The sequence below is a fragment of the Alkalibacter saccharofermentans DSM 14828 genome, assembly GCF_900128885.1.
In the GTDB taxonomy this organism is placed as follows: domain Bacteria; phylum Bacillota; class Clostridia; order Eubacteriales; family Alkalibacteraceae; genus Alkalibacter; species Alkalibacter saccharofermentans.
Map to the genome: position 1 here is coordinate 127,968 of NZ_FQTU01000006.1, position 15,475 is coordinate 143,442.

A 15,475-nucleotide genomic window follows, 5' to 3' on the forward strand; every position below is an offset into this window, starting at 1 on the left:
GCTTAACAGGATGAAATAAATTCATCCTGTCAAGTTTAATAAATCAGCATATTATTTTACTATCATAATAGGTACATCTACATGGTGCAGCACTTTGCTTGCAACGCTTCCCAGCATTACGCTTTGCACTCCACCGCTTATTCCGTGAGAACCCATGACAACAAGGTCTACTTTGTTTTTTTTCAAATAACTAATTATAGCGTCAGAAGGCTTGCCCTCTAAAATCACGTTTTCTATTTGCCCACCAAAGCCTTTTAATGCTTCATTTGCACCAGAAATTATTTCTTCTGCTTTCGAGGCGCTGGAGTCGATCAGGTGTTTTATTGTAGTTCCCGACTCCATAATCGTTCCCACATCGAAAGGCACCTGTCTGTCCTTTACGTTTAAAAGTACGATGTCGCTTCCGCATGAAGTGGCGATTTCTTTTGCTTTTTCCAAGGCTCTTTCAGAAAACTCGGATCCGTCTATGGGAATAAGTATCTTTTTCATGGTCTTCCTCCTTAAAATCAAATTCATTTATGTATATAAAGGGCGCTTATACGCCCTCTATATATGTTTCAAGCTTTATCAGTTGTTAAGTCCAGCTTCCATTTTCTTATCGTGGATCGATTGCTGGATTTCTACCATTCTTTCTCCATCCAGCTCATAGAACTTCATAGCTACAAGGGATGCAAGCCATCCCATTACAGGAAGCCCGATGAACAGGAACATGCCAACCCAGAAAAGCCCTGGTGAAGCAGGTGTATCAACTTCCGGAAATGCATCTCTAAATCCTATCAAGGCTACTGTAAATCCTACAAAAGTTGCTGATAGAGAAGATACAAGCTTATCTACGAAGCTAAATATTGTTCCTATCATGCCCGGTATGTATCTTCCCGATTTGTACGTCTCATAGTCAGAACAGTCTGCAATCATCGGTATTACGATGTTTCCGCCAACTGCCGATACTCCTGTTATAAGCGATAGCAGTGCCAGGAATAAAAACGTATTTACGTTGAAGTTTACAAGTGATATTGTCGTCATGTCTATCGCTCTTAAGAATATGAAGAATATGGCGCTTAGTGCGATGCAAACCCAAGTTGCCAGCACGTAAGCTTTTTTGATTCCCATTTTCCTAGCGTATCCAATTCCCATGAATGTAATTATAATGGTAACTGGTGTGGTTATTAGCATCAACTGTCCTGACAGAGCGTAATTGCTCATTAATATTCCGTAAATGATTACACCTACCACTGCATTTTGTCTTGTGGTCATGGCCAGTTTATCCGTGGCAGCAGAAACAACTAGCATCTGAAGAGGTCTGTTTCCTTTTAATATAGGCCAGTACTCTTTGAATTTAACAGGCTTGTCTCCCGGGATTCCCCAGTTTTCTTCCACGTCCTTAGATGATATGGCTATTACTGCAAGTACTGTGAATACCGCTGATGTAATGATAGCGATTACTGTAAATTCATTAAAAAAGCTTAATGTAAAGCCACCGTGCTTGGGAACCAAGTATACTGCTACAAAATTCTGAAGTCCGATGAAAAGTGCCGAGTTATAAAGTGCGTCAAATAATGAAAACATAGGTCTTTGTTTAGGATCATTCGTAAGGGCGGTCTGAGCCGCTCTCGTACACGTTGTCTGGAATGAATATCCTATGATATATATACCGTACATGAGCACGAAGTATATGAATCTAAATCCTTCAGGAACCAAGTGGGTGGTTCTGAATATCACTAGGGTCAAAATTGCTAAAACGACATTTCCCAGAACCATAAAGGGTCTAAACTTTCCAAACTTGGTTTTTGTTCTGTCGATAATAAAGCCTATGATTGGATCGGTAAATCCGTCCCACACCCTCATGAATGTCAATACGCTGCTGACTGCGACGACGAATAATCCCGCTACCCCAGTTGCGTAGTATGCTATAAACATAAATGCGAACATATAAAGGTTTGTGGCCGTATTGTTTAATGCAAACAGTGCGATTTGCCACGTTTTCGCCTGGTTGTGAACTACTTGGTTTTTCTTGGTTTCCATAATTAACCTCCAAAATCTTTTTATCTTAATCTTTAATCAGATCAGCTGATGACTAAAGTTTATCAGATACCGTTTACAAACAGTTTGTAATTATTGCTTATAAACTTGCAAAAATTGCTCTAGTAATTTTTATTCTTTTTAGATTTTTATGTATTTTGTGTAATTTAAAGGCGCATGGTCCAAAGCTATTTTTAGCTAGATTCTGCGCCTGTCCTTTAAGCATCTTTATTTTTCATGATTTTGTAGAACTGTTTAGGTGTTATTCCGTATTCTTGCTTGAAAGCCCTAAAGAAATTTGAATAATCACCAAACCCACACTTAATGTAGACGTCGGTTATTGACTCGTTTTGCAATATATGTTCCTTTGCTTGTATCAGCCTTTTTAGCTTGATGAACTTGTGGATTGAAACGTTAGTGTACTTTTTAAACTCCCTTGATAAATGATACTTGCTCAAATAGAACTTTTCAGCAAGAAAATCAATAGTAAGCTCATCACAGATGTTATCTTCTATATAACCTATCATATCGTCTATCAATGCGCTCTTTTTCGTTTCGTTGTCGTAGACTTGTTTTTCGTCCACAGCAAGGTTATTGATTTTTACCATCAACTCTGTCATATATGCATCTGAAAGAAGGTCTTTTCCTATTCCTTTAAACTTATCAAGCTCAAGAAGCTTGTGAAAAAGACTTTCTATGTCTCTTTGAATGTCAAAATCGATATTGATTATAGTCTTTTTATCCTCAGACTCAAAGCAATTTGCTATATCGGTGTTATCTGATGACAAGCCTTTAAGAAACTCTTTGTTTATCCAAAGTACTATTCTTTCATAGTTCTTGTCGCATTTGTTGATTTGAGCCTGGTGGAGTTCGGTAGTATTTATTAAAACCAGGTCTCCCGGTTTTAATTTGTATATTTCCCCTTCAATGTAATACTCCACATCCCCAGATATAAAGAAGTAGATTTCATAAAAATCATGATGATGCAGTTTCACGTTTCGTATAGTTTTGTCCATGTAGTGGTATATCTCGTAATTGCTGCTTAACATGTGCTGTCTGGTCATATGTTGTCGAGCCGAATCCTTTTTCACGATATTCCCTCCATGTATTCCTTTTCATTTGTCTTTATTGTACATCATCAATACACAATGCTTTATTCAATTTTTGCGTTTTTTATCACTATTTTTGCAGATTGGTTTAATCATTGTATAATATTTTGTTTTTTTTATATTCTCTCGGGGTGACTTCGACAAGATTTTTAAATACTCTGGAAAAGTAGGAAGGGTCATTGTAACCTACTGAGTAGGCAATATTTAATATCGACTGATTCGTGTATTTTAATAGGTACTTTGCTTTTTCAACTCTCTTTAGATTGATCAGCTCCTTAATCGTGCAGCCTGTTTCTTTTTTTACTTGACGCATCAAGTGCGACTCGTTGATATTCAAACTTTTTGAAATATCAGATATCTCGAAATTTACTTTATAGTTTATATCAATATAGTCAATCGCTTTTTTTACAATAACTCCATATCCTTGATCTTTGCTGGCTCTAACCGCTTTGCAATATTCCACGATCATTTCCTGATGGAGCTCTCCCAGTTCACTCACATTGTTAAGTCTTTCTATGACAAAGGCATATCTTTCAGTCATGGAATGCACATATATTGCATTCAAGCCTCCTTGCTCGGCAGCCCAACCAAATAAAGAGTTATGAGATAGCATTATGTTTTTCATTGCCCTTAGGGGATTGTTTGGAACTCTCTTTAATATATCCAAAGATTTTATTCCCTCAATAAATACTTTTTTATTGAACATTTCATCGATTTCTTCAGAAGCTCCTTTTTCTATCAAATGCAGCAAAACAGCTCTCCCTTTGTGTCCATCCTCTATTAGCTTAGCCAGGTCCAGCTTGTTTTCTTCTATGTCTATTGTAAAATCACTGTCTAAATCGCCTTTGATAATCGTGGCTTTGCTCTCAATTAATGTTCCTATACAAAGGTTTACTATTATATTTCCCAAGGCCTTAATTTCTTTGTCATCCTTTACTATTAGAGAATTGTAACTGTCTTTTAGTTCTCTATAATTATTTTTCTTAAGCTTATTTGTCACAATTATGTTTTCAATCATGTTCTGAGTTGGCATTTCACTTAAAAATGGTCCCACTACCAATGTGGCTACATGCTCCAAACTATCGCTAACAGGAAATCCTATATAGCTCAATTTCATCGGCCCGGAATATACTACATAATTATATGGGGGATTATCGATGCATCTTTTTTGTATATCCATATAGTCAATTTCAATAACTTTTTTAAACACTTCCGGCGTGGAATAGATTGTCCATAAATATTCCACAAAACCTTTCTTATTCAATAACGCAGCGTCAACTTTCGTAGTAATGCAAATCAATTCACAAATACCTTTTGCTTTTTCCATTACAAATTTCCCTTTCAGTTAAATAGCCCTTATTTTATAAATATATTATGTCAAAAAATAAATATGTGCAACTTTAATGCTTTTTTAGTCATATTTGTTTTAGATTTTTCCCTTACTCCTTTATATAATTCCTACTAGTAATCGGTTACTTTTAAAAAACGAGGAGTGATTAAATGCAAATGAATCCGACACTTAAAAAAATGGGCTTTTCAGAAAAAGACAAAGTTGCAATTATACACGCTGACGATGTAGGCTTAAATTTATCTTCAATCGATGCTTTTTTGGAATTAGTAGCTTTTGGAACAATTTCCTGTGGGTCTGCCATGGCTCCCTGTTCATGGTTTCCGGAAGTCGCTAAGGTTTATAAAGAAAACCCCAACTTAGACATCGGCCTGCACCTTGGCCTAAACTGCGAATACCCTACTTATCGATGGCGTCCTATCTCTACAATGGATTCATCCTGTGGTTTTATTGATGAGAATGGTTATTTCAAGCAAAATGCACAGGAGGTCATGAGCACTGCAGACCCAGAAGCCGCTGCTATTGAAATCAAGGCTCAGATAGATCTAGCTCACAAACTGGGACTTAATCCAACGCACGTTGATCCGCATGCGGCTACACTGATGTCTCCAACGCTGATCGATGCCTATATAGACATCCCGCTAAAAGAAGGCATACTTCCGGTTTTGATGAATTTTGACCGCACAATGGGAGCTTCGTTTATGGCTAAGGATATCCTTAAGGACAAACAGCATTTACCAGAAGAACAAAAAAACCAAATTCGCGATAGGGTTGTGCAGATGGTTGAAAATGTCTTTAAAAAAGTAGATGAATTCAAAGAAAAGAACATCCCCTGTGTGGATAACGTAACTGGCCTTCCCGTTAATGATGTATACGATATAGATGACAGAATTGATCTGGCCAAAAAAATCATCTCGTCATTCCCAGAAGGAAAGCTTACACATTTCGCTTTTCATCCACTCAAGGATACCGCAGAGTCTCGTGGATTAAACAGATTCTCCGAAGGAAGAATTGGAGACTTTAAAACCTTCATGAGCCCTGAAATCAAAAACCATCTTAAAAATGAGGGCATTCAGGTAATAGGCTATAGAGAAATATTAAAATTTTTATAAAAGTTGATTGGAGGATAATAAATGAAAAAATTAACATTCAAGCACAAGCTCGGTTATGCCATGGGTGATCTTGGCGGGTGCATGACCTTTGCTATTGTAGGCAGTTTTCTTTTGCCTTACTACACGGAAGTTGTAGGCATAAGCGCTGCCGCTGTTGCTACTTTGTTTTTATTGGCGCGTATTTGGGATGCAATAAACGACCCTATGATGGGTGCACTCTTGGATAAAAGGTATTCTAAAACTAAAGACTCTAGGGGAAAATTCAGACCGTATCTGTTAACCGGAGCTCCTCTTGTAGCTCTTACAGCGGTACTTGCTTTTTTTGTTCCCGGTGGATTAAGCCAAGGCGGCAAGCTCATCTGGGTATATGTAACTTACATTGCTTATGGCATGACTTATACTTTTGTAAATATACCTTATGGCTCTCTTCTTAGCGGAATGGCAAGCACTGCAGAAGAAAAAGCATCGTTGTCTTCTGCAAGAGGTTTCGGCGCCATGATAGGAAACGTTTTGCCGCTTGTGGTATTTCCGATCATCATCGCATCAAGCACGGAAAATCCTCAAACCGGCTATTTTATCGGAATTATTGGAGCAGCATTGGTAGGAATGGCTTTTCACTTGTTGGCTTATAAAAACACCGAAGAGCGTATAAGCCATGATACATCTTCATCAAATCCCGTAAGATTAACTGATATAATCGAGGTTGTCAAAAGAAATAGGGCTTTTCTAGGCATTTCCATAGCCGGAAGTGCTGCCATGCTTAGCCAGACCTTGGTCATGACCCTTAGCGTTTATTACTTCAGAGACAATCTAAACGCATTGAGCCTTATGGGACTTTCTATGATGGTTACTCTGCCTTTAACTCTCGTAGTTCTTGCTTCTATGCCAAAGATAGTTAAAAAAATCGGAATGGAAAAGACAGCCATTTATTCAACCGTGTTAGGCATGGGGATATCATCTATATTATTTTTATTTCCGGATAACGTCTGGCTGTTTTTGGCTGTTCGAGCTACAGGCGGAACCCTTATCAGCGTAGTAATGTTCCTTCAGTGGGGCATGATTGGAGACGCTATCGATTACAACCATTATATCCTTGACAAGAGAACAGAAGGAGCAATTTACGGCAGCTTTAACTTCTCTAGACGTCTCGGCCAAGCTATCGGTTCATTCTTTGGCGCACTGTCAATCGGACTGATCGGCTACGCTCCAAGCGCAGCGGTGCAATCTGCTACCGTTTTAGGCGGCATCAGGCTTATGACACTAGGCGCACCGATTGCCGGAGGACTAATAGTGTTAATTGCTATTAAATATGTGTGGAATATAGACAACGAATTAAGAGACAAAATGATAGAAAAAAGAAACCTTGTTATGAGCGAGTCGTAAAACAACCCCCCTTATCCGTTAAAATTGATAAGGGGGGTTGTTTTTATGAGTTGATTAATTTACAATGTAACACCTGTCTTAAAAATTGCTATCTCTCTAAAATCATTAACCTCGTTGTTAAGCAACTTTCCACTGGCAACTTCAAGTATATACTCTACAAATCTATGCAATATTTCTTCCATCTTTTCATTTTCCACCAAAGTGCCTGCGTTAAAATCAATCCAGTGAGGCTTCAACTTATAGAGTTGCGTATTACTTGAGATTTTCATAGTTGGAACAAAGCTTCCAAATGGTGTTCCTCTACCGGTAGTAAACAACACCATCTGACATCCTGAAGCTGCAAGCGCCGTAGACGCAACTAAATCATTTCCAGGCGCATTCAAAAGGTTAAGACCTTTTTTGGTCAACACCTCTCCGTATTTCAAGACGCCTACTATGCTAGCTTTACCGCCTTTTTGAATGCATCCTAAGGATTTCTCTTCGAGCGTCGTTATTCCACCTTCTTTATTTCCGGGTGAAGGATTTTCGTATATAGGCTGCTTGTGCTCGATGAAATATTCTTTAAAATCGTTTATCAGTGACACCGTTTTATTGAACACGTCTTCGCTTTCTGAGCGGTTCATCAATAAAGTTTCCGCACCAAACATTTCGGGCACTTCTGTTAAGATAGTGGAACCACCTTGAGAAATTAGAAAGTCTGAAAATGCTCCCACCAACGGATTTGCAGTTATTCCAGAGAGTCCATCAGAGCCGCCGCATTTTAGACCAATTTTCAACTCCAATATTTCAACTGGTTCTCTTTTATCCTGTTTCATTTTTTCATAGAGTTCCGTTAATATTTTTACGCCTTCTTCTATTTCATCTGCCACTTCTTGGGTCACAAGGAATTTTACTCTCTCATCGTCATATTGTCCCAAGGTATTTTTAAATTCTTCAACATAGTTGTTCTCGCATCCCAATCCTAATACCAATACTCCTCCACCGTTAGGATGTTTAACTACATCAGATAATATCTTCTTAGTATTTTCATGATCATCACCAAGCTGTGAACAACCATAGTTGTGTTTGAAGACTTCAATCGCATCTATTCCGTCAATTTTATTTTTTTCTTTAAACCTTTTAATTATTAGCTCCGCTTTATTTTTTTCTTTAAACCTTTTAATTATTAGCTCCGCACTTCCATTTACACATCCTACCGTCGGAACTATCCACAGTTCATTTCTTATTCCCACGTCTTTATTTCTTCTGCGATATCCCTGAAAAACGTACTTGCCCTTTTCTTTATTTAAACTATTTAAAGCTTGATCGAAGTTATACTCGCTAATTCCTGATAAATTCGTCTTTGTATTATGGGAATGAACCCATTCTCCAGCTCCTATATCCTTTGTCGCATGACCTATAGGCGCGCCATATTTTATAATGTCTTCTCCATCTTTAATATTATTAATTGCCATTTTATGTCCACGTTTTATGTTATCTTTAATTAAAATTTCTTCGCTGTTAAGAGAAATCTTTTGGTCCTGTTCTAAGTCAGATAGAGCTACAACGACATTATCCGCTTCATTGATTTTAATAAATTTCTTCATGGTTACTTTAGCACTCCTTTAGTAGCTTCATTCATGCCATTTTTTAAGATATCTTCAACATAAACTGCTACCAAGCTAGGCAATCCTTCGATTTTATCTATATCATTTTTCCATATGGTTTTGTTTTTTAAAACTTCTTCAACTAAATCTTCTATGGTGATTTTTTGCTGTTCGTAAGAAGCCCAAACATTCTTAAATCCTTCTAAGATATTTGCATCATCATTAAGAGCAATCTCATCTCCATTTCTTTCACCCTTATAAAATATTATAAGTGCTGCTAATGAGAATACAAGTCTCCTTGGTAATTCATTTTTTCGTTTTTGGTACTCTAATATAGAAGGCAATACTCTTGTTTCAAATTTTGAAATTGAATTTAAAGAAATGCTCATAAGTTCATGCTTAATGTACGGATTTTTAAACCTGTCCAAAACATCGGCGGCAAATTTCTCTAGCTCTTCTAAGGGCAAGTCTAGGGTAGGAATAATCTCATCAAAAATTGTTTGTTTGACATAATTACCTATGACTTGATCTTCAACAGACTCCCTTACAGTATCAATTCCATACAAATATGATACAGGAACCATGCTTGTGTGTGCACCATTTAATATTCTTACCTTTCTCGTTCTATAGGGAGCCATATCTTTAACGAACAAAGTGTTTAGACCTATCGAAGCTGCTGGGAATTCCTCTGCTATCCGCTCTGGGGCTTCAATGACCCAAAGGTGGAACGGTTCTCCTTCAACGACTAGCTTATCCTGATAGCCTAATTCTTCTTGTATTTCATTTATACGCTCTCTTGGATATCCTGGTACTATTCTATCCACCAAGCTGTTGCAAAAAGTGTTCGCTTCAACAATCCACTTTTTAAACTTTTCTTCAAGTTCCCAAAGCTCCACATATTTAATGACAGTCTCCTTGAGTTTTTCTCCATTCTTATCTATCAGCTCGCAGGGAATAATTATAAACCCTTTATCGTCGTCTCCATTAAAATATTTAAACCTTTCGTATAACAATGCAGTCAATTTACCTGGAAAGCTATTTTGTGGTTTATCCTCCAGCTTATCATTTTCCTCAAATGATATTCCTGCCTCAGTGGTATTGGAAATAATAAATCTCATTTCAGGGTTATGAGCAAGGGCTAAATACTCATCATTTTGAGTGTAAGGGTTAATTGCTCTAGTAATGCAGTTTATCACCGAGTGTTCTCTAGAGGCTTCGCCATCTTTGATCCCATTTAAATATAAGGTATATAATCCGTCTTGCTCATTCAGCAATTCTACTAGACCTTTATCTATTGGCTGAACTACTACCACTCCGCTATTAAAATCAGCTTCCTTGTTCAATTTGTCTATCTGCCAATCGACAAAAGCTCTTAAAAAATTCCCCTCCCCAAACTGAATAACCTTTTCAGGGTAGCTTTTATAGTTTTTATACGTATTTTTATTTAAATTCATGTTTTTATCTCCTTTTAATTCAGATATTAAAACTTCAATACAACTTTCAACATTTCTCCAGCGTTTTGATCAAAGTCTTTGAATGCTTTTTCTGAATCTTCAAAATCATATACATTGGTTATTATTTTCTCTAAATTCACTTTACCTTTATTCACAATATCTATCAGTTCTTCAAAATCCGCTTTTACTGCATTACGAGATCCGTAAATATTAAGTTCTTTCTTTTGAATCATTGAGAAATTAAAATCTAAATTTTGTTTTCCTATTCCTATCAGTACAACCCTACCACCAAATGCTGCAGCGTCTATACAGTTTTGAAAAGTTGAAGGCAATCCTACAGCTTCAATTGTCACATCAAAACCGTCACCGTTTGTAATTTCATCAACTTCTGAGCTAAATCTAGCCGGATCACTGTTTAAGATGACTCCATCTGCTCCAAGTTCTAAAGCATAATCCAGCTTTCCCTGTGCAACATCGCTAATATATACTTCCGCACCGGATAGCTTTGCCGAAATCATTGCCAAGACTCCTATTGTTCCAGCCCCGATTACTAGTACCTTATCGCCTTTTTTAACATTTCCCCGTTTTACTCCATGATGGCTTATAGCAAATGGTTCAATCAACGCCAACGTTTTGCCTGACAAACCCTGCCCGTCATATATTCTTTCAATCGGCATTGTTATATACTGGGAAAACCCACCGTCTCTCTGCGCTCCCATGGTCTCATTAGAAGTACAGCAATTAACCAATCCCCTTCGACATGAATAACATGTGCCACAATTGAAATAAGGGTTTGCAGTTACTACCATTCCTTTTTTTAACCCTTTATCATTTTCTTCTATTTCTACTATTTCAGCCGAAAATTCATGCCCAGGAATTCTTGGGTATGAAGAGTAGGCAAATGTTCCTCTGTAAGTTCCAAGGTCCGATCCACAAATACCGCCGTATAATAGTTTTAATAAGGCTTCGCCTGGGCGTGGTTTCGGAACTTCTGCTTCTAACAGCTGTATTTCTCCAGGCTTATTTATTTGACTAACTAAATTTTTTTTCAATACTATCATCCTCCAGTTTAATATAAGCATCTTATTTTTAAATTCAAATCTTCATCAGAGCCTGTTTATGAGCATTTTTCAAATGAATCCGAATGGATTTTTCAATTTTATCTAAATCTTGCTCTATTAATGCATCGATAATTTCGAAATGTTCAGGCTTTGAACGTTTCTCAACATCGTCAATTTCCAACGTTGACATAACACGTATTCTATAATCCAAATCAAATATTTTATCTGTAAACTCTGTTAACTTACTGTTATTCCCACAAGAGATGATATACTTATGGAATTCTATATCTAAATCAAAATATTCATTAGCCTGAGAACCATCTAGATTAAAAGGAATTTCATCAAATCTTCTTTTCAGATCTAACAAAAATTCCTTCGACATATTTTTGCATGCCATTTTCGCTATCTCAGGCTCTACTATCTCTCTTATCTGAAAAACTTCATGTATATCTTTTACTGTTATTTGAGATACGATGATGCCCTTTCTTGGATATATCGTCACGAAGTTTTCTTGACTCAACCTTAAAAGCGCTTCTCGAATAGGCGTTCGGCTAATCCCCAGCTCCAATACGATTGCCGCTTCGGATATAATACTCCCTGGAACAAGCTCACATTTTAATATTTTATCCTTTATTGATTTATAAGCCAGATCCTTTAAAGGCAACTGTTCTTCGTTATGCCTTGCTTTTTTCATATGCAACCACCTCAGCCATATTTTTTATACTCTACAAATAACTATAATTCATTTCAAAACATTTTTCCACACACTACATTTTTATTCTAACAGACATATTAAAATAGTCTTTGACCCAATAAACTATTAATAAAACAGGTTAACTATTCCAGTTGAAAATGCAGGAACAAAGGTCAAAAGCATTAAACAAACTAAAAGCAATATATAAAACGGTATGGCTTCCTTAATAAAATTCATGATTTTGCACCTAGTTATACCACATGTTACAAACATCAAAGTTCCCATGGGAGGTGATAATGCTCCTATTGCCATATTGAAAATAAAAATCATCGCAAATTGAATCTCGTCAATTCCATATGCGGTAGCAACCGGTGCCAGCAACGGAACAAGTACTATCATCGCTGCATTTCCCTCAATAAACATACCGACAATTATTAAAAACAAATTAACAGCTAATAAAAAAACATACTTGTTCGAAATAGTATTTATAATCATTCCTGTAATTTCTTGTGGAATTCTTTCTCTAGTCAAAATCCATGCAAATGCAGAGGCAGCGCCAACAATTAGCATTATCGAAGCCGTACTGTTTATCGTTTCCTTTAGTCCTTGTTTAAGGTGACTTATTTTCATTTCTTTATATACGAGACCCAATAATAGCGAATATACTATCGCCACAGCACCAGCTTCTGTTGGAGTAAAGATTCCTAATCTTATACCTCCAATTATTATGACAGGAAGCATTAATGGAAATAGCGCACTCATAACTGCACGAATTTTTTCAGAAGAGCTTAAACTCTCTACTCTATCTGATTTATATCCACGTTTTTTAGAAATTATCCCTACTAAAATCATCATAGAAGTACATAATAAGATACCTGGACCTATACCTGCTATAAATAGCCTGCCTATAGACACATTAGCTATAGAACCATAAATAATCATCGCTATTCCAGGTGGAATCAGCGGTGTTATCATTGCCGACGAAGCCGTTACAACTGATGAGAATTCTTTTGAAAACCCTTTTTTCTCCATTTCAGGTACTAGCATTTTTGCCTGCATTGCAGCATCTGCTAAATTAGAACCGGAAAGTCCTCCCATTAATGTCGAAAGCAGAACATTAACTTGAGCAAGTCCACCTGGCATCTTACCTATAATAGTTTCTGAAAAATCCATCACACGCTTTGTTACTCCGGAATAGTTCATAAAAACTCCTGCACAAACAAAGAATGGCACCGCCAACAAAGGTATGCTTTCTATGCCAGCTATTACCCTTTGTGCTATTATTTGAACCGGTACGCTGGGCGTTAGCATGAAGTACACTACAGATCCTGATAATAATGTTATAAATACTGGTATTTTCAAGAACAATAGAACAAGTATCACGATTGCGCTCAACGCTACAACATTAATATCCATCATCTGTCACCGCCTTCTAAATTCAATTTGTCATTAAACAATGAATCCCAAGTCATCAAGGTATTACTAATAATCATCAAAATACATCCGATCGGCAATGCTGAATATATAACAGGAAAAGGTATCTTTAAAATATTTGTTAATCTACCTGTACTTAAAAGTTGCTTTACAAGGCCTGTACCATTAATTGTAAAGTATACCAATACTCCAGTTACAACTAAATAACCAAATATTTCGATGACTTTTTTTATCTTGTCTGGTAATAAATCAACCAAAATCTCGATTGCTACATGACTTCCACTTCTAAATGCTGCACTAGCGCCGAAAAACACTACCCAAACGAAACACCACAACTGAAATTCTTCCAACCACGTATAAGGATTATTTAAAAAATAACGCATGATAACTCCTGAAAAGGTGGCAATAATTAATGCTATTAATGCGGTACCAGATAAAAGTAAATCTATATTAAGAACGCGACTTAAAAGCTTTTTTCCAAACTCCATCCAAAGTTTCCTTTCTTTAAAAAAATCCTATAGTTATATCACTTAAGACCTAGAGGTTATTCTCCAGGTCTTAAGCTCAAATTTTTACTTCATAGCTTCTTTTACAGTCTCATATAGTCCTTCAGACCACACAGATGTAAATTCTTGAAGTGAGTAGAATGACTCAGATGCTTGTTTAAATTCTGAAGGATCCACTTCGATTATTTCTACCCCTTCTGCTCTAAACAGTTCTAAAGTTTCTTCATTTACTTCTTCTTGAAGTTGGTTATTGTATAAGCCTGCTTCATCACCAGTTTGCATCAATATTTCTTGATGTTCTTGAGAAAGGCTATTAAAGACATCCGCTCCCATTACCCAAGTGGTAAAGTTTCTTACATGTCCATCAAGCGTTAGATATTTTGCAACTTCATGGAATTTACCATTATAAAGAACTGGCAGTGGATTTTCTAGTCCATCAATTGTTCCTTGTTGCAACGCAGTATATACGTCACCTAGTGCCATCGGTGTAGGCGTAGCACCTAATACCTCAAATCCTTTAACTTGAATAGTGTTATTAGGCACTCTGATTTTCATACCTCTTAAATCATCAACTGTTCTTACTGGCTTTGTTGTCAAAGTATGTCTATCTCCGTACATCCAATTTGAAGTCAAAATCTTCAACCCTTTTTCTTCTAACAGTTGAGATTGCTCAGCATACCAACTACTTTCAGTAAATCTCCACACTTCATCCCAACTATCAAATAAGTAAGGACCAAAAACTATTCCAAAATCAGGGACACCTCTTTCAGCATAAAAAGCACCATCAGCAAGAGTCACCACGTAATCGCCTGCAAGCATCTGGTCTATGATATCATTTTTTGAACCCAATTGACTTGAAGGGAACAACTCCAACATCATAGTTCCATCGCTTCTTTCCTCAACTAGGTCTTTCCATTCATTTAGAGCAACATCTAATGGCTCTCCTGGATGATTCTCATAACCCACTTTAATTACCACAGGATCAGTACTGCCATTTTCTGAACCGTTTCCATTCTCCGATGTAGAATTGCCACACCCTGCAAACAGCAACATGCTTACCAAAACAACTGCTAAAACTTTTTTCATACTCCTTTTCCTCCTTGTAATTATATTTAATTGTGCAATGCACATATTAAACTGTAACAAATGAATTAAAGTTTCAATAATTCGTTAAACGTCAACTTATGATAACGTTTGATATACATGTGATATATCAGTGATATATCATGCTCATAATATATCTTATTTATTTTATACTGTCAATAGTTATAGCTCATTTTTTTGAAAACGTTTATCTATCTTAATTAAAAAACGTAATAAAGCAACCCACTAAAAAAATCCACTTTAGCGGGTTGCTCTATATTTTTTATTTATTCTGTTCCTTCGCTTTATCCAAGCTATCCCATACTCCGAGCATGTACATAACGCCCATTGCCCTGTCGTACAGTCCATATCCAGGCCTGCAATTTTTCTCCTCGCCCCAAAGGTGTCTTCCATGGTCAGGTCTTACGTATCCGGCGAAGCCGTTGTCGTGGTAAGCTTTTAACACTTCATAAATATCTACGTTTCCATCTTTTCCCCTATGGGAAACTTCTATAAAGTCCCCGTTTTCAAAGACCTTTACGTTTCTTATGTGGGCAAAGTGGATTCTGTCGTGGAACTCTCTGATTATTGAAGGGATATCGTTTAGCAGGTTTGGTCCCAGTGACCCTGTGCAAAGGGTAAGTCCATTATACGGACTGTCTACCAGCTTTAAAAACTTTGCTATG

At 36.9% G+C, this 15,475-nt stretch carries 14 protein-coding genes; 2 read left to right on the top strand and 12 right to left on the bottom strand.

Annotated elements, in window-relative coordinates:
• Nucleotides 1-51: 51 nt before the first annotated feature.
• The 4 genes from BUB93_RS05790 to BUB93_RS05805 form a co-directional block, all read right to left on the bottom strand.
• Nucleotides 52-489, bottom strand: coding sequence for a universal stress protein (locus tag BUB93_RS05790; RefSeq protein ID WP_073270142.1), 438 nt, complete (start codon nt 487-489; stop codon nt 52-54).
• A gap of 78 nt (nt 490-567) precedes the next feature.
• On the bottom strand, nt 568-2,022 hold the full coding sequence (locus tag BUB93_RS05795; protein ID WP_073270143.1) for an MFS transporter: 1,455 nt from the start codon (nt 2,020-2,022) through the stop codon (nt 568-570).
• Between the two features lie 215 nt (nt 2,023-2,237).
• Nucleotides 2,238-3,110, bottom strand: a complete 873-nt coding sequence (locus BUB93_RS05800) for an AraC family transcriptional regulator (protein ID WP_242945390.1) — start codon at nt 3,108-3,110, stop codon at nt 2,238-2,240.
• A 106-nt stretch (nt 3,111-3,216) separates the two neighbouring features.
• The gene (locus BUB93_RS05805; protein ID WP_073270144.1) at nt 3,217-4,455 is read right to left on the bottom strand and encodes a helix-turn-helix domain-containing protein; all 1,239 of its coding nucleotides are present in this window, start codon (nt 4,453-4,455) and stop codon (nt 3,217-3,219) included.
• Between the two features lie 173 nt (nt 4,456-4,628).
• Here BUB93_RS05805 and BUB93_RS05810 point away from each other — a divergent pair, with 173 nt between their 5' ends.
• Together BUB93_RS05810 and BUB93_RS05815 are read left to right on the top strand one after the other, a co-directional pair.
• Nucleotides 4,629-5,588 (top strand): ChbG/HpnK family deacetylase, encoded by a 960-nt coding sequence (locus BUB93_RS05810; protein ID WP_073270145.1) that lies wholly within the window; start codon nt 4,629-4,631, stop codon nt 5,586-5,588.
• A gap of 21 nt (nt 5,589-5,609) precedes the next feature.
• Nucleotides 5,610-6,971: an MFS transporter gene (locus BUB93_RS05815; protein WP_073270146.1), complete on the top strand. Its 1,362-nt coding sequence runs from the start codon at nt 5,610-5,612 to the stop codon at nt 6,969-6,971.
• Between the two features lie 59 nt (nt 6,972-7,030).
• On the opposite strand, the gene BUB93_RS05820 is transcribed toward BUB93_RS05815, so the two are convergent.
• The 8 genes from BUB93_RS05820 to BUB93_RS05855 form a co-directional block, all read right to left on the bottom strand.
• Nucleotides 7,031-8,557: a UxaA family hydrolase gene (locus BUB93_RS05820; RefSeq protein ID WP_073270147.1), complete on the bottom strand. Its 1,527-nt coding sequence runs from the start codon at nt 8,555-8,557 to the stop codon at nt 7,031-7,033.
• Between the two features lie 2 nt (nt 8,558-8,559).
• On the bottom strand, nt 8,560-10,011 hold the full coding sequence (locus BUB93_RS05825) for a tagaturonate reductase (RefSeq protein ID WP_073270148.1): 1,452 nt from the start codon (nt 10,009-10,011) through the stop codon (nt 8,560-8,562).
• Between the two features lie 26 nt (nt 10,012-10,037).
• Entirely contained in the window at nt 10,038-11,072 is a 1,035-nt protein-coding gene (locus BUB93_RS05830; RefSeq protein ID WP_073270149.1) for a zinc-binding alcohol dehydrogenase family protein, read from the bottom strand.
• Nucleotides 11,073-11,106: 34 nt separating this feature from the next.
• The gene (locus BUB93_RS05835; RefSeq protein ID WP_073270150.1) at nt 11,107-11,766 is read right to left on the bottom strand and encodes a GntR family transcriptional regulator; all 660 of its coding nucleotides are present in this window, start codon (nt 11,764-11,766) and stop codon (nt 11,107-11,109) included.
• A 126-nt stretch (nt 11,767-11,892) separates the two neighbouring features.
• The gene (locus tag BUB93_RS05840) at nt 11,893-13,185 is read right to left on the bottom strand and encodes a TRAP transporter large permease (RefSeq protein WP_341465277.1); all 1,293 of its coding nucleotides are present in this window, start codon (nt 13,183-13,185) and stop codon (nt 11,893-11,895) included.
• A complete protein-coding gene (locus BUB93_RS05845) occupies nt 13,182-13,688 on the bottom strand; it encodes a TRAP transporter small permease (RefSeq protein ID WP_073270151.1) in 507 nt (168 codons plus the stop codon). Before BUB93_RS05845 ends, BUB93_RS05840 begins: the two co-directional genes overlap by 4 nt.
• Before the next feature lie 84 nt (nt 13,689-13,772).
• The gene (locus BUB93_RS05850) at nt 13,773-14,792 is read right to left on the bottom strand and encodes a C4-dicarboxylate TRAP transporter substrate-binding protein (protein ID WP_073270152.1); all 1,020 of its coding nucleotides are present in this window, start codon (nt 14,790-14,792) and stop codon (nt 13,773-13,775) included.
• 280 nt (nt 14,793-15,072) lie between these two features.
• Nucleotides 15,073-15,475: mannonate dehydratase (locus BUB93_RS05855; protein ID WP_200789433.1), on the bottom strand; the 403-nt coding region annotated here is incomplete at its 5' end.